We start from the raw sequence: 19826 nt of genomic DNA on the forward strand, positions 1-19826 counted from the left end.
AATTAAATGCGTGCTGAATAAAAAATTAGATTTGTAGCAGAGAATAAAAATTCAACCCATTTATTATGAGAAAGTTTGTAGTTACAATTGCGCTCGCCTCCCTTTCTTTTGCTTCGTTCGGGCAGATTGTAAGTTTAAGCACTGCTGAAACCGCAAAGCTGAAAAGCGGGATCAAAAACAATGAAGAAACCAAAAAACTATATCAGGGCTTCGAAAAATCGACATTAAAATACCTCAATGATCAACCGGGCCCAATTGATACCATCAGAACCGAAGGTTTACTGAAAGGAAATCCGAAGAAATTGAAAACCCAGCTGGCCCTGGCCGATATGAATAAAACTTTCGCACTGGCTTTACAATACCGGATTACCAGTGATCAAAAATATTTAAACAAATGTGTAGAATTTCTTTCGGCATGGGCAAAAACCAATAAACCCAATGGTGATCCTATTGACGATACCAATCTCGATCCGATGGTTGAGTCTTACGACCTGATCAAACAAGACATCCCAACCGCGGATAAAAAACAGATTGAGCAGTGGTTGAGCGAAACGGCCTGGGCTGAAATCAACAGCAAACGAATGAAACCAGGAAGGGGCACGGCCATTAACAACTGGAATGCGCACCGTTTAAAAGTAGTTGGCGAAATTGGTTACGCACTCAATAATCAGGAATTGATCAACTGGACAATCGATAACCTGAAAAGCCACATTAACATCAATCTGTATCCTGATGGTACCAGTTTGGATTTTAAAGAGCGTGATGCCATGCACTATCATATTTACGATCTGGAACCGATGTTAAAACTGGCCATAATGATCGACCGGGCAAAAGGCACCAACTTTTATACCTACGAATCGCCTAAGGGTTCGTCGATCAAAAAATCTGTAGAATGGCTGATCCCGTATATCAAAGGCGAAAAACAGCATGAAGAATATGTAAATACCACGGTTAAATTCGATCGTGATAGGGCCAAAAATAACGAACCAGGCTTTGCACCAGGAAGCATGTTTAAACCTAGTCTGGCTTTGCCCGTTTTACGGTTCGCTGTTTATTTCGACCCTACGCAAACCGACCTGTTAAAAAAGGTAAATGGCAACCCCAGCAACTGGCAAAAAGTATTGGATGAATTAAAACGCAAACAATAATAGCCTTCAAATTAAATAAAGTTTCAATAATTTTTGAAAGTTTAAAAATAACTTTATATTTGTATATGGAATTAGCAGCAGCAAAATTAAAATTTATAGAAGCCTGGGGCAAATTAGGCTCAGAATGGGGAATTAACCGCACCATGGCCCAGGTACATGCGCTGCTGTTAATTTCGCCTGAAGCATTAACTACCGAAGAAATTATGGAGCAGCTCAGTATTTCGAGGGGCAATGCAAACATGACCCTCCGCGACCTGATTGGCTGGGGATTAATTGAAAAGCAACATAAGGCCGGTGAGCGAAAAGAATACTTTTTTGCAGATAAGGATGTTTGGAATATTGCCCGTCAGGTAGCCAAAGAGCGCAAAAAAAGAGAACTGGAACCCGTTTTAAAAATTTTGAACGAACTTTCTACGGTTAATGGCGATGAGAAAGATCCGGAGTTTATTACTTTCAAAAAATCGATCAAAGACATTAACAAACTGGCCGGAAACGTAGATAAAACTTTAGAAACGATGCTTAAGGCAGAAGAAAGCTGGTTCTGGGGTTCGGTGTTGAAGGTTTTTAAATAGATTTGAGAGGGGAGATTGGAGATACTAGACATTAGATTTGAGACAGGAGTATTAAGTAGCAAGACAAATTCACCTTAACCTTATACCCTAAACCTTACACTTCAAACCTTAAAAAAAGCCTTACCTACAGTTCGGCTTTATTTTTTAAACTTATCTTTCATATTTTACTGAAAGTATTAAAATTTAAATAAAATGAGAGCGCTTAAAAACCATGTGATTTTATTTGACAATGAATGCCCGATGTGTTATGCCTATACCAAAGCTTTTGTAAAAACAGGTATGCTGGCACAAGATGGTAGAGAGGCTTACCAGGAAATACCGCAAAACATTTGTCCACTGGTAAACAAACAGAGAGCTGCCAATGAAATTGCGCTCATTAATACCGAAACCGGCGAAGTTACTTATGGCATCCAGAGTTTATTCAAAATTATTGCACACGCCATGCCCTTCTTTAAGCCCCTGTTTTTGTTCAGTCCCTTTGTTTATCTGATGCGTAAACTTTATGCTTTCATCTCTTACAACCGCAAAGTGATTATTCCGGCTGCAGTTAAAGAAAATACGATACAGCCAACTTTTAAACTCCATTACCGCATCGCTTATCTGCTTTTCACCTGGCTGATTACTGCCTACTTATTAACGGCTTATGCACATCTGCTTACCGATTTTGTACCATTGGGCAATAAATACCGTGAATACTTCATCTGTGGTGGACAGCTATTTTTCCAGGGTGCTATCATTAGCTTTTACCAGAAAGAAAAACTTTGGGATTATCTGGGGAATATGATGACCATTTCTTTCGCTGGTTCATTGTTGCTTCTGCCTATTATAATGCTGGCAAAATACTTCAGCTTTTCATCTTTATTTTTTCTATTGTACTTTTTAATGGTTGCGGGACTGATGTTTTTAGAACATATCCGCAGGAGTAAATTATTAAAATTAGGCTGGCTAATGAGTATTAGCTGGGCATTGTACCGCTTAATTGTCTTGGGATTAATCTTAAGTTTATAACATCATGAAATACGGAAAAATTATACTGGCAGGCGGTAATGGTTATTTAGGCAGCGTATTGGCGAAACATTTTAGCAGTCTGGCTGATGAAGTGATCATCCTGGCCAGAAAAGCACATGCCGAAACCAGCAATATTAAAACCATGCTATGGGACGGCAAAACAATGGGTGAGTGGACCCACAGCTTGCAAGGGGCAGATCTGTTGGTGAACCTTTGCGGCAAAAATGTAAACTGCAGATACACCGAAAAAAACAAAAAAGAGATTTTCGATTCAAGATTGATCCCAACCCGTTTACTGGGTAAAGCGATCAAAGAAATGGAAAATCCGCCAAAACTTTGGATCAACATTACTTCGGCCACCATTTACCGCCATGCGGAAGACCGTCCACAAGATGAGTTTACGGGTGAAATCGGTGAGGGATTCTCTATTGAAGTTTGCAAAGCCTGGGAAAATAGCTTTTTTGAAAACGAAACACCCAATACCCGAAAAATAGCACTCAGGATGAGCATTGTATTAGGTCTGAAAGACGGGGCATTTCCACGTTTGCTGAACCTTGTTAAACTGGGCATGGGTGGTAAACAGGGCAATGGCGAACAATATATGAGCTGGATCCATGAAGATGACGCCGCCAGAAGCATCGAATGGTTGGTTAATCATCCAGAAATTGAAGGAGTTATAAACTGCACGGCACCAGAAGCCGTTAAAAACCATGTTTTTATGCACAACATACGGAAAGCTTTTGGTATGAGCTTCGGTTTACCTGCTCCTGCCTGGTTATTGGCCATTGGTGCAAAAATTATCGGAACAGAAACGGAACTGATTTTAAAAAGCAGGTGGGTTAAACCGTCCGTGTTATTGGATGGCGGTTTTGAGTTTAAGTATGGGGAAGTAAGGGAGGCAGTGGGAGCGTTGAGCGCCCAGCGGTAAGCGGGTGGCGTTTGGCGGTAAGCGGATATCAACCGCCAATTCGACTTGTTAAATATCTTTGAAAGAGAAACTCCTCTGCATGATGCAATTCGGCATAGCAGATTTCCGTAGGAAAAAGCATGGAAATCTTTGCACTACCCCACGTACACCACAGCCCAAGGCAGGATTAAGCGGTAGCGATGGGATAAAGTAAAGGTAAGAGCCTGGATACTGCCGCAATAGAGATTTCCATAGCTTTTTACAAGGAAGGATGCAAGCCTTGATTGTTTGTTTCTTTATCATCAAGGATAAAGAAAGAGCCCCATCGGCGGCGGTGAGCCGAGGCAAGCCCAAGCGCGTGGGCAGAAAAAATTAAGATTACAATGATTACGAATTAATTATGCCTACAATCATTTTAAAAACATTGATCAATGCACCAGTTGAGCGTAGCTTTGATCTATCCAGAAGTATCGATCTTCATGTGCAATCAATGAAAGCTTCCGGAGAACAGGCCATAGCAGGAAAGGTAAGTGGATTAATCAACTTGGACGAATCGGTTACCTGGCGGGCCAAACATTTTGGCATCTATTTCGAAATGACCAATAAAATTACAGCTATGGAGTATCCGAATTATTTTATTGATAAAATGATTAAGGGTCCATTTAAAAAACTTCATCATCAACACTTGTTTAAAACAATAGACACACAAACCGAAATGACCGACATTTTTGAGTTTAAAGCACCATTAGGCATTTTAGGATGGCTGGTTGAAAAACTTTTCTTAACCCGTTATATGAAGCAGTTACTGGCAGAAAGAAATGAGGTAATAAAGCGCGAGGCGGAGGGCGATAAGCGGAGAGTATAAAGCTGAAACCGAAAGACTAAAAATTAACGCATTTTTCATCACCATGTTACACATTTAAGCACCATATAAGCTTACATATCCTTATATTAATATGGTAAAAGCCATTATCTGCAATTGGCTCATGCCATTTTACAGCTTAGCGGTTCTCAGGTGACTAAGGTGGTGAATTATACCGCGCAATCTTTATTTTTATAACCACCTGAGTCACCTGAGAGCACCTGAGTTTTACAGAATTAAAATGAAACCGAAAGACTAAAATCAACGCATTTTTCATCACCATGTAAGGCATTTAAGAACATATAAGCTTACATGCTCTATATTAATATATGGTAAAATCCATTATCTGCAATTGGCTCATGCCATTTTACAGCTTAGCTGTTCTCAGGTGACTAAGGTGGTGAATTATACCGCGCAATCTTTATTTTTATAACCACCTGAGTCACCTGAAAGCACCTGAGTTTACAGAATTAAAATGAAACCGAAAGACTAAAAATCAACGCATTTTTCATCACCATGTAAGGCATTTAAGAACATATAAGCTTACATGCTCTATATTAATATATGGTAAAATCCCTTATATGCAATTTGCTAATGCCATTTAACAGCTTAGCTGTTCTCAGGTTACTAAGGTGGTAAATTATAACGCGCAATCTTTATTTTTATAACCATCTGAGCCACCTGAAAGCACCTGAGTTTTACTGAATACAGCATTATAACTCAAATAAACCGGCACACCTAAAATATCATCTCAATTTTTTACTCCCCTAATCCTCACTTTACGGTTTTCCGTAAGGATTGCCGTTCTCATGCTTATACTTTTGATCAACTAAACAATACTAAAAGCATTAAAATGTATAAATTATGAAAACAGGCAATACCCTGAATTTTTTCAGGCTAATGGGATTACTGGGCTTATTTGCAATTTCAGCATGTAAAGGTTCCGGAGGATCCCAATCAGAAGATCCGTTTGCTGCTACAAATTTCAACCCTTATGGTCAGGATTTAGGAAAGCGTATCGAAGCATACAATAAGGCCGTAACTCCAGGCAATAATCAGAAAAGAGGTACCCCGGCACTTTACATTGATTTCTCATCTGGAATAAATAAGGCTTTTAGTGATCCTACGATTAAAAGCATGATGTCGGCCTGCTTCAACACCGTGCTCGCCCAGCAGTTTGAAGTTTACAAATTAGGTTCCAACAAAATATCATTACTCAACGTAACCAATACTACCGAATTGGGCCAACAGGTAAGCGACCCAAAACAATACGCTGATATTTGGGCACCATTGCAAGCAACAGTAGAAAAAATTGTTGACGGTAACAGCGATGCCCTCCTGATTACCGATTTTGAAGAGTGGCAAAAAAATATAGAAGTTACCAATACGGCTTTTCTTAAAATCCCATTCTCCAAATGGCTCGAAAAAGGTAATGCTGTCCATTTTTTTATTGCAGATTACAAAGAAGGCAAGGTGAATAAACACCTCTATTTTAGCATATTCAGTTGTGGCAATCCGGATGCAGGAAGTTTGATTTCAAAACTCGAATCAAAACTTGCCCCATCAACAACCAGGTTTGATTTATCCAACACGGCTTATCAACTATCAACCGGATATCCATCAGAAAAATCAGGTGGTATTTTTTATGACGAAAGTGCAAAATCAGACAAAGCCAAAAATGTACTCGATTTAAAAGAGGGTTACATCAACGGCCTCAAAAACGGGCACAACTTCGAGTTTTATCCGCTCGGATTAGACTGGGAAAACATCGATCAACTCCACAGCACTTATGCCGCGCAAAACCAGTTTAACGATTTCCTTCGGAAGCTGTTTATTGACCTGAGCAATGAGGATAGTTACACTTTTGGAAACTTCAGCGTAAAAGTTTCGGATGTAACTACTGATTTCGAAAATTTTGCCAAAGCAGAAGAAGCTAAAAAACATCAGCCCAAATTAAGCAAAGGGAATAATGGCGAGGCTAAGTTTTCTGATCAGGAAAAAGATGAAATTGCAAAGGCATGTTACAATCCCGACGGGAAATTAAAGGCACAATGGATTTATAAAACACAGGCATCAAGCCCGCTTAATGAGGTTTTTATCCTCAACCAAACCCTTTTTACCAATACAAGGGCATCTAACCCAAAACATGTAGAATTTGGTGTTGCCTTCGACCCTAAATTCAGTGTAGCCAACATCCATAATCCTGATGGATTAGTTAAGGTAGATATTTTATCAAACACGGCTACACCAAATCTACAGGGCGCCAAAATGGCCAAATTTGCGTGGCTAAACGCTAAAAATACACCTAATACCGCTTTAGCAGAATCGATCAAAAACACCTTGCAAGAGCTTAAACCTGTAGATAAAGTAGTGTATTCGTACTACATCAAAACTAAACAGTAATCTAAAATCATTAAAAATAAATTCTAAAATGGAATCAACTTCAGCTTACATCATCTCGATCATCACCGCATTAATCTTTCTCCTTTTATCGGCCATCATTGCAAACGCCATCAAGTTTGAAGGTGGGAGTAATCCCAAAGACCCACAGGCACGCAAAACCTGGTTTTGGGTATTGGCCATCTTAAATCCGGCAGTCTGTTTTCTATTGGGTTATTATGTATTCAAACCAGATGCAAATATTATGGTATTGAATAATTATGTAACGGCTTTGAGTATCGGTACAGCTATCGGTTTTATACTCTACATCATCATCGGTTTTGTAATGAGCAAAATATTTGCCACCGGAAAAATCGGACACTGGTTTTAATCCCTAATCAAAACATCAATGGATAAATTATTCGTAATCGCCATAGGCGGTACCGGGATGCGCTGTTTGGAAGCCTTTACGCACTTATGTGGAATCGGGATGTTCGACAATCAGGAAATCGAAGTCCTCACGCTTGATACCGATCAAAATAACGGAAATAAAGGACGGGTTGAAGAACTGATCGGTCTTTACAACCGGATTAAAACAACAGGTACCAGTGTAGGCGGAACACCAAATGCAAATACTTTCTTTTCAGCCAAACTGAATTTACACCGGTTTTTTACCAATTATGCCGGTCCGGGAAGAGAAACCTATAAAAATATCAGCAAAATTACCACAGGTTCACCCGAACAGCAGAAAGCCAATAAATTAATCTCCGACCTGTTTTTAGACAATAGTTCGGTACAGGAGTTTGCATTGGATCATGGCTACCGGGCACAAACCCACCTGGGTTCGATGCTGATGTACCATGGCATAGTAGAAGCCGCCCGCAATATCATTAAAGGTGCTGCAGTACAATCGCAGGAACGCGAACTGGACACTTTTATGGGCAAACTGGAGGGCGCAGGCGCAAATGCCAGGGTTTTTATTTTTGGCTCTATATTCGGTGGTACAGGTGCATCATCTATTCCGGTAATCCCAAAAGCATTACAGGATTTTGTAAAAATCCGTTCTAACGGAAATGCCAGTATCGATTTCGCCAAGGCCAAATTTGGTTCTACCTTATTAACAGAGTATTTCACTTTTAATAAACCCGATGATAAACAGAAAGCCAGCAAAGCCAATAGCGTAATTGCCGATTCGTCGTTTTTTCCACTAAACAGTCAGGCAGCGTTGCAGTTTTACCAAAGCGACCCTACCGTTCAGAAATGTTATAAACTGCTTTACCATATCGGCTGGCCAATAGAAAGCAAAAAAATTGATGGCAACAATGTTTCCAATCAAACCATCACCGGTGGCAGCGAACAGAAAAACCCCTGCCACATTACAGAATTGTTATGCGCCTGTGCCGCCTACGATTTCTTTACCCGGAATGATGGTTTTAACAGCGCAAAGGCTGATTACCTCTATAAAGCAGTAGAATTTAAAGATAATTCGTTCAACTTCTCCTTTGATGATTTTATAGGCAATGAAAATAAATCGGGTGAAATATTTGTAAATAAACTGGGTGCTTTTTTCTCGCTGGCACACATTTCTTTAACCAAAAATGGTGGTGCTTTTGATGATGCCGGTATAAAAGGTTTCATTAAACAATGCGAAAACCAAAAACTCAACCAGTACAGTACCATTACGGATACGGAGTGTAAAGACATCAACGAATATTTTAAACTCTTTGCCTATACTTTTAAAGATGCCAAATTTATACCCGGCTGGCTTTATCAGGTGAGAAACTCCGTTGCCCCGGGCAGGTTCCTTTTCGATAGCAAGGCATTCCCCGATAACCCCTCTGAACTAAAAAAACTGGATGTGGGTACCATTTTCCTGGATGAAAAACACCATTGGAGTAAAGGCGGCCTTTTCAGGGATCGTTATGATCTTTTTGTTGAAAAACTGATCAACACCAACCCAAAAGATGAGCAAAAAGTAAATACCACCAAAGAGAAATTCCTTGCGCACATTTTTAATGCACTTACCATTTCACAAAACTTCGATATAAACTAAAGCACTATGTCTGATAAAAGAATCAAAGCACTGGCGATAAAAGTTCATCCCAAAACAGAGCCGAACGGAGTAGAATTTGCCTGGGATAAAATCCCCCAGCTTGAAGTATTTACCAAAAACATCCTGATCCCCGAAATCGCTGTAGATCAGGACGGTAATTCTGCTGTTAATATCGGAACAATTGTATCCGGCATACCTTCTGTATTTGCCCGGGCCAATTTATTCAAAAATGCCATAGATAATATCCGCGATAAAGATGCTGAAGCATCAGGTTTGATGTTGTTCTATAAGTCCCTGATCAGTGAATGGAAGGGATTGATCAGTTGTATAGCTTTAAACTATAAAGATATAGAAGCAAATAGAATCCATCTATCTTATTCAGACGGCGGGCATTTAAATACAACTGCAAACCTATACGAGCCTACCGGGGCATTTGGCAATATGTTATTTGAGCGGAAACCTTTATGGTGCGATCAATCTTTAGCCAATAATGCAGATAGAATACCCTTTATTGATGTCATTTCATTTAAAGGCAATGTGATCGGTGGAACCTCTCCTGATAGTTTTGTTTTTACTTCCGTATCCTATCAGATCAGGGAGAAATTTCCCTTTATCAACGTACAGAATGGAAAATTTATCGATCCTTTACAATCGGAAATTAATCCGCAGGAACTTTTTACCCTGCATGGTTACGCCAAACACATTCTGGATAACATTGAAAGGTTCAGGTTAAATTATGCCGGTGTAGAAGAACTGATCAGGCCCGAGTATGGCAATATTTCTACCTGTATCCAAGCCTGGATGAATGATATGGTTATTTATCAGCAGGCTAAGGGCTACCCTAAACTCGATAAATCTACCGCTCCCGAAGTCGGCTCCCTGTTCAACTATCCTTTTAGCCTTCTTTTTAACTATTCTACAGCATTATTCGGTTCAGAAGGGATTATCTACAACGAATCGAAAGAAGGCAGTATCCTGTTCGATCCGAAAGATTTATTACTTCCAGATACTACCGAAATTGCACAGATCGATTTTGGCAGGGATGGTATGGAAACCCGTAATTTCCTGAAATCTAAACCCATATTGCTATTGGCTGCCGAAACCAAAGGACAGCTGAACAGCCATGCTTATTTTACCCTGCCATTAACACCATTGGCGCTAAATGTTTTTGGTGCTACACTTGATGCATTGGTGGGCATTTCGGAATCATCGAACGTAAAATCTCGGATTACCGCCATTTATGACCCCACTGATAAAGACGGCGAACGTTTAATTGTACAGTTAAAACTATATACCGAAACCGGAAATGAAATTATAAAAGAGGTCATTTATAAAGTAACCTCCGAATCGATCAGCGGCAAGGACATTTTAATGTGGCCGAATTTTATTTCCAAACAATGGAACCGCTATTTTCTGTATTCCGAAATACCGCATAACGATGCCAAGTTTCAGGCTACACCATTTATTGGAAATGTAGACGACGATTTTTTCAGGATTGTACTGGATGAAAAAGGTATTCCTCTATACCTGGCCAATAACGGAAGGGCAGCAGTAATCCCCGAAAAATATGGCAACATTAAAGCGCAGTTACATATCGCATCCAATAATGCGGTGGCCGACAATAAATATAAATACGAGATATACGAAAGCAATAAACCCTTTAAAGGCGTAAAGTTTGCACATGCAGGGGTTGATTGTGGTTTTGGAATTATCCGTTACGATGGATCAGGCAATACGCAGGCCTTACCGGTGAATATGTTAAACGCGCCAAGGACATTGTCGCCAGCCTTTTTAGGTGTCGATTTTGGCAGTACAAATTCTTCTATCGCTTACTTTTCCGATCAGCGGAACGAGGTTTGCGAAAACCTGAAACTCACCAATAAAAGGGTATCATTACTGGCCAGCGATAGCAAAAACAACGACGAAAGGCCTGCGGTGGAAGATGAGATTTTCTTTTTTCAGAACGACGAAATCCTCACCAATTCCATTAAATCTGTACTCACCATACACGATTCGAGAAGGGTGGTAAACGATGGCAACATTCAGGTTAACTCCTTAATGGCCCAGGCCGTAAAGGGTGGTTTCCCCTGTTTTGAAAAAAACCTGCCCATCGAAAATGCAGAAAACAACCGCTACATTTTAGGTTATAACCGCATTGGCAGGGCCGAGCTGGTGTACAACATGAAATGGTCTACCCAACAGATTGACAAGAGTTACAAAACCGCTTATTTAAGTACCTTACTGCTTCATGTATATGCACAATTGTTTATTGAAGGGCATGAGCCACATACCTTAAAATGGTCGTACCCTTCCTCAATGGGTAAAGAATTATTAAGCGAATACAGGGGGATATGGGATTCGCTTAAAGAAATATCACCGATTGAAAGCCAGGTTAAATTAAAAACCTTCCCTCCTTCCGATCTTTCTGATATCGGCGATACATCTGGTAACAGCAGCTGGGGCTCTCCCGGAGCTCAATCTGGTGGCTGGGGCAATCAGGCTTCAACACCAGTATCCACAACACCAGCATGGGGTTCAACAGAAACGGGCAATAGCGGCTGGGGCGAACAAGCCCAAGAAGCTGTTGCTACAGGATGGGGCAATGAAGCTAAAAGAACACTTACAGCGGTAGATATTAAAACGGAAACCGGCCCGGTAAGGTTCGATTTCAAAAAATTAAGTAACGAAGAATCCTTATCCGAAGCCTGTGCTGTAGCCAATTACCTGGTGCGCCCAAATGGGGGTTACTCCATTAATCCCGGAGAACTGGTACTTTGTTTCGACATTGGTGGCAGTACAACAGATATTACCGCATTGTGCCAAATGGAAGGCGGAAAGGCAATGATCAAACAGAACTCCATCCGTTTTGCAGCCGAACGTGTGGCACAGGCAACCAAATTTTCGCCCAACTTTAAAAATGTACTGCTCAGGATCTGCGAAAAGAAAAAAATATCAATCCAGGGTTTAAATTCCGGCACACCTAAATTTAACGAAAATACCGCACCCTATTATTTCGAACAGGTTGTCGACCGTTTAGAAGCTTCGGATTTTGAAACTTTTTACCTCTTAATCGCTGCCGAATGTAAGGAAATGATGAGTATTAACCTCTACGTTACCGGCCTGATTATGTTTTATGCAGGTCAGCTGGCCTATAAACTGAGGAATGAAATTGTAAAATCAGAAGATGCACCACCAGCGGTTAAAGCCATTCCGCCAAAAATAAAAATTGCATTTGCAGGTAAAGGCGCCAGAATATTCGATTGGTTTACCGCGGTAAATCCGGCCGCAGCCGATGATTATTATACGCAGATGTTTATCAGGGGAATGGGCGGAGAAGCAGTGGCCAAACAAACCATTAGTCCGATCACCACAAGCCCCTTAAAAATAATCGATATCAATTCGCAACGTGGAACAGACAATGCCGATGTTAAATACGAAGTATCGAAAGGTTTGGCCATCCCAACCAATATCACCAGTATTCTGGTGCCGACCAACAAACAGGCCATTGAAATATTGGGCGAAGACAATTTCTGTGTGGTTACGCCAAATGGCGAATTTAAATACTTAGAATCAACCAATTCCATTACGCCGGAAATGCTGGAGCACATTGGCAATCATTTTATCTGTTTGCCACAGGAAGGCAAACCGCACTGCCCAAGGTTTATGGATTTTGCGGATCTGTTTTACAAGGTATCATCCAGCATGTTTGGTTTAAAAATGAATGCCACAGATTTTATGGCGGGTTTTCAGGATATGAACATCGAAAATTACATCAAAGGAGAGCCTGATTTTATCAAAGCACAAAAGCGGAAACACGATGATCAGAAAGATTTCGATTATGTAGCGCCAATCATCATTCTGGAAGGGATGAAATTCTTCGAAAAACACCTGCTTAAAGGCATTCAAAAACAATAGTAATGATGGGATTCTGTGTATTGGCAAAAATATCGAAGCGGACGGTTACTTTCTGGTATCAATCAGACAGTAACCCTTATGCCCCATTAAAAATGAGGGAATCGAACGAGATTCCCTTATACTTTTATGTAAATGGCAACGATTTTATTTTTGGTGCTGCCGCCAGGGAACGCTTTTACAAAAACGATCCATACGCTTATGGCAATTATTTCGAAATTGTAAAAGATCCGGCGAAACATTTCAGTATATATGGCAACAAAAAACCTGTTAAACAGCTCTTTTATTATGGTGTTGAACAATACTTATCACACTTTTTAAACACCGTATTATACAAATCCGATTCTATCGAATCGTACAGGCAGCAGTTTCCTTTGCGCTTTTTATTTGATGATGATATTGAAGACAATGAGAAATCGCTGATTGAAAACCTGTTTCAGGAGGCTGGCTATTTTAATTTAGACCGCATTGCATATCACCATACCCTTTTTAATATACTGGCCCAAAAACAGATTTTATCAAACAACAAGGCTATTTTATTCATGAATGGCATTGATGATGTACTTTATTTAAACCTTTACAAAAATAGTAAGGCCGAAGCGCTTGGATCGGCAAGACTGCCAGGTCAGGGTGCCGACCCCAGGGTAAAAATCCTGGCCGATATGATTGTAGAATATATCATCCTGCAAAATTCTTATCTGTCGGTTAATAAAGATACCGAAATCGCTTTCCTGCTTCCGTTTTGCGCTGCTTTACTCCAAAACATCAGCCCGATTATTAAAGGCGAAGCCGAACTATCTGATGGAAACCGGTATTGGTTTAATGTAAGGGAAAGAAACCTGAACGACAGGCTGCAATATTATGCCAATGACGGGATGATTTTTGCCGCAACAGACGATCTGCTGAGGGCAAACAATTTACAGGCCGATGGGGTAATGATCCTGCTTGGATCAGAAGAAATCAGCACCCCGTATTTTTCTGATAAACTGCTTAAAAAGTATCATCATGTTATCGCCTTGCAACCTGTTGATGTTAAAGATAGCATGCTGGCTATTTTTCAGGCCATTGCCAATGCTGGTTACAGCGTTAAAGCAAAAGTACCCACTGCGCCTCCGGTACTCTCGCGGCCAGCCCTTCCAACACCAAAACTGCCTCCGCCGTTACCACCCAAAAAGCAAAGCGATGTTCCAAAACCGGTAAACATTCCCAGGTTACCCGAAATAAAAGCAACACCAAACAATAAAAACAATCCTGTAAAACCACCGCCTTTACCTCCAAAAAAAAGTTAGGGCATATAAAATCTAAAACTTAACAAAATGGCTATACAAATAGAAAAAAGAAAACCCGTTTCCCTGATTGGGGAAGAACCGGGCTTAAATCACCTCATTGCAGGCCTGGGCTGGGATACTGCTGTTGTAAACGGGCACCCGGTAGACCTCGACCTCTCTGTGTTTATGCTGGGCGAAAACGGTAAACTCCTAACCGATGAATACTTTGTTTTTTATAACAACAACACAAGCCCTGATGGTTCTACCCATTACCCGGGCGATAGCAGGGGTGGCGAAGGCGACGGCGATGATGAGGTAATCCATATCGATTTATCCAAAATAGATCCGAAAGTGGAGTTCCTCTATTTCGCCGTAACCATTGATCAGAGTGAAGAAAGGGGCCATCATTTTGGCCACGTTCAAAACTCTTATATCAATATCAGGAACAATGCCGATAAATCGGTTTTATGCCAATACCTGCTTAAAGAGGAATTTACCAATGAAGATTCCCTGATGATTGCTTCCATCTCCAGAAACGGGGGAGCATGGAATGTAGAGGCTCTTGGGCAGGCCTTCTCTGGCGGCCTTAATACATTAATAGAATTATATCAATAAAAAGATGAGCAGTTTTAATTTAAATAAGGGAGACAGGTTCTCTCTATCCAAGGCAGCGCCTGGATTAACCGTTGTAAAAATAGGAATGGGCTGGGATCCTAATGAAGAACCCGGCGGTCCGGAGTTCGACCTCGATGTTTCGGCATTTTCAATTGGTGGCGATTTCAAGATCCCTTCTGATTCGTACTTTACCTTTTACGGGCAAATCCGTATGGGTAATAAAATTGAGGATAAAGTAGAGAAAGGCCTCTTTAGGCCATTTACCGAAGACGGGGCAATTATCGGCGCCATTGATGATCCGGATGGGAGCAGAAGTGATGGCGACGACGATGAAGATATGTTTATCGATTTGTCTAAAGTCAGCGATAAAATCGAACAGATTATTATATGCTGTACCATCTGTAAATATCCTCACGACAATAAAAAAGACCGGAGAACATTAGACCTGAATTTTGGAAAAGTAAATGACTGTTACATCAGGATTGTGGATGAAAGCAATGGTGCTGAAATACTGCGTTACGACCTGAAAGACCAATATACCAACGAAGATGCGGTAGAATTTGGGCGTTTGTTCCGTGCTGGCGAAAGCTGGGAGTTTGAAGCCATGGGCAGGGCACATACGGGCAGTTTGCAAACTTTGGTTGATATGTACACCTAAAAAATAAAATTATGGCATTCGATTTAAATAAAAATGATGGCTCCAAAAAAGAGCCATCAAAATTTGATCTTTCAAAAGGAGAGATTGAAAAACCCGCTGGCAAATCAAGCGGCTGGTTAATCGGTTTATTGGGGATACTGGCTGTTGCTGGCGGCATCTGGTATTATGCATCAGGCAAAACAGATCCTGCAGCAAAAACACCTGCTTCAAACGTTTCTTCCGATCCGGCTTCGGTTGTTGTACCTGCTACACCAGTAAAAGAAAAAGTTAGCGGTATGGATACCACTGCTGTAGCACGATTAAAATCACCGGCGAAACAAGAAGATTCGATCAGTAAAACCAGTATTGATACAGCCCCTGCTAAATTACCAACAAAAGCACTCAAAACATTAAACCATGCTGTGCCTGTAACATTTGTTCAGGGTTCATCATCTTTTGCCAGTACCAACAGCGCTTTAATCAAACGCATTGTCGCTTATTTGATCAAAAACCCTGCTGCATCCATCCATATTGATGGTTATGCCAGCAGCGATGGTCCGGTAGCCCTAAATCAGCAGATCTCGCAGGCAAGGGCCGATGCATTCAAAAATCATTTAACGGCATTAAATATTGAAGCAAGCAGGATAAGTACCACAGGAAAAGGTATTGAAGATCCGATTGCTTCAAATCATACTGTTAGTGGGAGAAAAAGGAACAGGCGTGTTGAAATTACATTGCTATAAACCTAAGTTCGATTATTAATATAATTATAAAGGATTTCCATTGAATATTTTTAACTCATAGCCATCATCCTGCCCTGATGAAAAATCCTATTGTGTGGACGCAAATACATTTTTTTCCCGCTCTATGCCGCGGGGGCATGGTACTTTGGAGCGCCAAAGTACCCAAAGCGCTTCGTCAATCCAGCAATGTGCTTTCGCGCAAATCCATCTCACATCAAAAAAACAGCGGCACTTTGTTTTGTGCTATAAGTGCTTGATTAATGTTTGTGGAAAATGTGCACAAAACCACTGCGTTTTAGGTTTGGTAGTGCCCGTTGTTCTATTTCGCAACTGTTTTTTTGATTTCCCTGCACTTGGGATTGACCGGCGTCCTTCGGTAAAACCTGTTTGTTATCAAAGCAAGCTAGCATAATCCTTTAAAAAGACGTGTCTATACGATAGGGACAGGATGGCAATCGCGTTAGGAAAAAGAAGCTAAACATATTAAAACTCTTAAAGATTAACCAGACTCAAGTTATGAGTTAATTATTAAAAAGAATTAATGGCAAAAAGAAGAACCAGAAAAACAAAACAAAGGGGTTTTAAAGAAATCTTAATCTTATTGGGGATGCTTTTTAGCTGCATCCTCTTTATCATCAAAATCATTTTCGGGCGCATAGGCTGGTTAGAAGTTTTTGCGCCTGTGATCGTCGTATTTCTGATCCTTTTTCTCCTCTCGGTATTAAAAACGGCAGTGAGGAAAGTATAGCTCGAAAAAGCAAAAATTTAATAAACCCTGCTCCAACCGGGTATAATCGCCAGTTAGGGCAGGGTTTAATGGTTAAGCCTGGGGTACGGTAAAACTGCCCAGGTATTGACTGTTAGACACCACATTGTTTTCGCGCTTAATGGCAAAGGCCCAGGCATAAAGCACATCGCCTGCAGCGGTATTACCTACAATTGCCGTGTAGGTTAAAGCTGCCCGTTGCGCATCTTCGTACACGAGGTACATTTTTTTGGTATCGTTAAATAATACCACCATCAGCATATCATCGTCGAAAGCATTGTAACGGTTCGAAATGCCCTGCCAGCTGAGCACAATATCAGTCCCCTGTAAAACAGCACTTAAACCATGGAATACGGAGAGTGAACCTTTACTGATTACGATCTGCGAAAAATCGATTGTAAAATCAGGGTAATCGCCAACAATGGCATTGTTTAAAAAAATCTTTACCGCAGCGTTGTAACCCGTGGTTTTATTGAGCTGTTTATCTTTGAAACCAATATTTAAAATGTCTTTAATTGGGCTGAGGTAAATTGGGGCGAGGGCAAATTTGCGCCGTTGTGCCAGCTGAAGGTCGGAACTTTGTTTATTGCTTTTTTTCGGCAGACTTTTAAGGTAATCTACCCCACGCCAGTTGCTCCCAACAATACTGCCTACTTTACCTGAGAATGCGCCATTGGCGCCTTTTGAATACGTTGCCATGATCAGTTTTTTTAAGTGAAAAGATGTTTAATTAAGGACCCTCCCCTTTTATCAGGAATTTTAAATCCATACCCAAACTTAGCTACAGGCTTTCATGATGTATTATTTTAGACTTTAATGGGCCAAATTGAACCCCTTATGGGTAGGCTTGAGCCAAAATGAACCTTTAAAAACTCAAGCTATAGACAACATACTCCCATGGTAGCATACAGCTGGTGTAGCACCTAACCCTATCGCAGGCATAAAAAGGCCCCGGTATTACTTTTTTGGTAAACAACAGGTAATGCCGGGGTAAACAAAAGGTAAAAAACAGGTAAGCAAAGGGTAGAGAACAGGTACAGAAATGGTAAACATGGGCTTAACCTGGTACCTGCAAAACGTAAAAAACAGGTACAGGATCAGTACCTAAATGCGTCCTTTTCTTTGGCTTTCTAAATAAGCGGCCAACAGGTCTTTCAGGTAAAAACGGTCGCCGCCCGGTAATTTTATGGGTTTTAAAGTGCCATCTTTTACCTTACGTTTGTAAGTACTTTCGCTTATTTTAAGGTAATCTTTTACCTGCTGGCGCGTGAGCTGCTCGTTGGGGCTGCCAAATAGATCGATAAACGTAAAAGGCCGGTTTTCTTTATTGAGTACGAGATAAATATTGTACAAAATCTGTACAAGCGCTTCATAATCTTTCATGTGTATAGTGTTTAAAAAACATGAAAACATTCTGCTAAACTTTTAGGGACATTCAGGTTCTAAAAATGTTTCAGTCGTTCCTGTGCTGAAGGTTAAGCCAATCGTTTTGAAATCGCTAAAATCTCATCAAAATGGTTATTTACAATTCGATTTGAGCAGGTAAACAAAAATCAACTGGTATTTAATCCTCAGCTAATTCAGGTTAATTATCATTTTGTGTGTGGTGTGTGTAAATTGCGGTTGTGCATGGGCTTATGGATAGCCCCGACTCAGCCCAATCAGGCCAATACAAGATCTAATGCACAACACCTTCTGCGGGAGCTGGCAGTGTGCATCAACGAGGAGAGCATGCACAAATTGGGATGATTTAACTGTTAGGGATGGGATAAAAACTTGATTTCGTTTTTCCATCAATGTAAGTTTAATTAGTAATTAAACAGCAAAATAAGCGACGCTGTATATCTTGTATAACGAAAGGAAGTTTTGGAAAGTATGTTAAGCTAAAGGTTACAAAAGATTTATTTTTTCAACAACAGGATCGGCTCGTTTTTTAATGGTGATATATTCATTTATAGCGGTTTAACAAATCAGTTTTTGTTAAACGGCCTTTTTCTTAAGAGATATCTTCAATGAGGCATTGGGGGCATTACGTTTAATGGCATCAATGCCATTTTCCCTGTTTGCGGCGGTAGTATAGTTCTCGCTTCGACCGATGATTTCGCCATTGGCCGCTTTTAGATTAAAGGTATAATTGCCAACGGCATCTTTACACATTATAAGAATTTATTAATTGAGATAACTAATAATATAATCATTTGGCTCATAATTAAATATACTAGATAATTGTCGAAATTTTATCCATTTGGTATAAAGTTAAAGGTATATGACGCTCACATCTGACTACCTCAGAGAGAATTAGGATAAAATATTTATGTAGATCAAAAAATATTTTTGAATTACTCAAATTTTTATCATTTTCGTGATGTTCTTCAATCAAGATATTTATTTATCCCTACTTTAATTACTCTCAAAATGATATTTAATTGGCCATGGTCAAAAACTAGAAAACATCGATGCCTCGATGGTTCCGTCAAGCTTATTTTTAACAATATTGATGATGCATTTCCATTAGCTTTAAAGGATACTAATATCAAAATTGAAGCCGAGGGAGCTGTGCAAGAAGCTGCCACCGCGAATTTAAAAGCAGAGCATCAATCAAAAATCCAGAGTTTGTTATTTAGTATTACAGACCAAAATCAAAGCTTGATGATGACATTCCGATCCGCTTACATTGGATATACTACAGATCCATGTGGAGATGGAGGTTTTTTTACCCGTCAAATCGAGTCAATTACACAAAGGCAGTACAGATTGATGGAGCTTAGAACTCAGATTACTGGTTTAATTTCTCTAGCTGAAATGTTCCCAGACAACTCACAACAGATCACAAATACTTATTTTGAAATCATGAACCAGCTAGGCGGTAAGGGAATTGCAGAAATGGCTAAGGTTGAAATTAAAGAAAATCGTGAGAATGCTCAGGAATGGATAGGAGGTCAAAATGGCTAAAATA

General features: G+C 40.2%; 18 protein-coding genes. 15 read left to right on the forward strand and 3 right to left on the reverse strand.

The window, feature by feature from the left end:
• The first annotated feature begins 65 nt into the window (after window positions 1-65).
• The 14 genes from U859_RS0104260 (at window position 66) to U859_RS0104325 (ending at window position 16852) form a co-directional block, all read left to right on the forward strand.
• Entirely contained in the window at window positions 66-1148 is a 1083-nt protein-coding gene (locus U859_RS0104260; protein ID WP_025142186.1) for an alginate lyase family protein, read from the forward strand.
• Window positions 1149-1213: 65 nt separating this feature from the next.
• On the forward strand, window positions 1214-1720 hold the full coding sequence (locus U859_RS0104265) for a GbsR/MarR family transcriptional regulator (protein WP_025142187.1): 507 nt from the start codon (window positions 1214-1216) through the stop codon (window positions 1718-1720).
• A gap of 192 nt (window positions 1721-1912) precedes the next feature.
• Window positions 1913-2728, forward strand: a complete 816-nt coding sequence (locus U859_RS0104270) for a hypothetical protein (RefSeq protein WP_025142188.1) — start codon at window positions 1913-1915, stop codon at window positions 2726-2728.
• 4 nt (window positions 2729-2732) lie between these two features.
• Window positions 2733-3656, forward strand: coding sequence for a TIGR01777 family oxidoreductase (locus U859_RS0104275; protein WP_025142189.1), 924 nt, complete (start codon window positions 2733-2735; stop codon window positions 3654-3656).
• A 379-nt stretch (window positions 3657-4035) separates the two neighbouring features.
• On the forward strand, window positions 4036-4500 hold the full coding sequence (locus U859_RS0104280) for an SRPBCC family protein (RefSeq protein WP_025142190.1): 465 nt from the start codon (window positions 4036-4038) through the stop codon (window positions 4498-4500).
• Window positions 4501-5361: 861 nt separating this feature from the next.
• Window positions 5362-6900: a hypothetical protein gene (locus tag U859_RS0104285; RefSeq protein WP_025142191.1), complete on the forward strand. Its 1539-nt coding sequence runs from the start codon at window positions 5362-5364 to the stop codon at window positions 6898-6900.
• Between the two features lie 28 nt (window positions 6901-6928).
• Window positions 6929-7267, forward strand: a complete 339-nt coding sequence (locus tag U859_RS0104290; protein ID WP_025142192.1) for a hypothetical protein — start codon at window positions 6929-6931, stop codon at window positions 7265-7267.
• 18 nt (window positions 7268-7285) lie between these two features.
• A complete protein-coding gene (locus U859_RS0104295; protein WP_025142193.1) occupies window positions 7286-8929 on the forward strand; it encodes a hypothetical protein in 1644 nt (547 codons plus the stop codon).
• A 6-nt stretch (window positions 8930-8935) separates the two neighbouring features.
• Window positions 8936-12844, forward strand: a complete 3909-nt coding sequence (locus U859_RS0104300; RefSeq protein WP_025142194.1) for a hypothetical protein — start codon at window positions 8936-8938, stop codon at window positions 12842-12844.
• A 2-nt stretch (window positions 12845-12846) separates the two neighbouring features.
• A complete protein-coding gene (locus U859_RS0104305; protein WP_025142195.1) occupies window positions 12847-14130 on the forward strand; it encodes a hypothetical protein in 1284 nt (427 codons plus the stop codon).
• A gap of 27 nt (window positions 14131-14157) precedes the next feature.
• Window positions 14158-14724, forward strand: coding sequence for a TerD family protein (locus U859_RS0104310; RefSeq protein WP_025142196.1), 567 nt, complete (start codon window positions 14158-14160; stop codon window positions 14722-14724).
• A gap of 4 nt (window positions 14725-14728) precedes the next feature.
• Window positions 14729-15382 carry a TerD family protein gene (locus U859_RS0104315; RefSeq protein WP_025142197.1) on the forward strand — a complete coding sequence of 218 codons (654 nt, stop codon included), beginning with the start codon at window positions 14729-14731 and terminating at the stop codon, window positions 15380-15382.
• An 11-nt stretch (window positions 15383-15393) separates the two neighbouring features.
• Window positions 15394-16104 (forward strand): OmpA family protein, encoded by a 711-nt coding sequence (locus tag U859_RS30900; protein ID WP_025142198.1) that lies wholly within the window; start codon window positions 15394-15396, stop codon window positions 16102-16104.
• A gap of 541 nt (window positions 16105-16645) precedes the next feature.
• The gene (locus tag U859_RS0104325; RefSeq protein WP_025142199.1) at window positions 16646-16852 is read left to right on the forward strand and encodes a hypothetical protein; all 207 of its coding nucleotides are present in this window, start codon (window positions 16646-16648) and stop codon (window positions 16850-16852) included.
• 72 nt (window positions 16853-16924) lie between these two features.
• Here U859_RS0104325 and U859_RS0104330 read toward each other — a convergent pair whose 3' ends face one another.
• The 3 genes from U859_RS0104330 to U859_RS31550 all read right to left on the reverse strand — a co-directional run bounded on the left by U859_RS0104330 (window position 16925) and on the right by U859_RS31550 (window position 19027).
• Window positions 16925-17569, reverse strand: a complete 645-nt coding sequence (locus U859_RS0104330; RefSeq protein ID WP_025142200.1) for a DUF6266 family protein — start codon at window positions 17567-17569, stop codon at window positions 16925-16927.
• A gap of 405 nt (window positions 17570-17974) precedes the next feature.
• Window positions 17975-18253 (reverse strand): helix-turn-helix domain-containing protein, encoded by a 279-nt coding sequence (locus U859_RS0104335; protein WP_025142201.1) that lies wholly within the window; start codon window positions 18251-18253, stop codon window positions 17975-17977.
• 597 nt (window positions 18254-18850) lie between these two features.
• A complete protein-coding gene (locus tag U859_RS31550; RefSeq protein ID WP_084153017.1) occupies window positions 18851-19027 on the reverse strand; it encodes a YegP family protein in 177 nt (58 codons plus the stop codon).
• A 177-nt stretch (window positions 19028-19204) separates the two neighbouring features.
• On the opposite strand from U859_RS31550, the gene U859_RS0104345 reads away from it, so the two are divergent.
• On the forward strand, window positions 19205-19822 hold the full coding sequence (locus U859_RS0104345) for a hypothetical protein (RefSeq protein ID WP_162799854.1): 618 nt from the start codon (window positions 19205-19207) through the stop codon (window positions 19820-19822).
• The last annotated feature ends 4 nt before the right edge of the window (window positions 19823-19826 follow it).

Source organism: Pedobacter jeongneungensis (assembly GCF_000633455.1).
Lineage (GTDB): Bacteria > Bacteroidota > Bacteroidia > Sphingobacteriales > Sphingobacteriaceae > Pedobacter > Pedobacter jeongneungensis_A.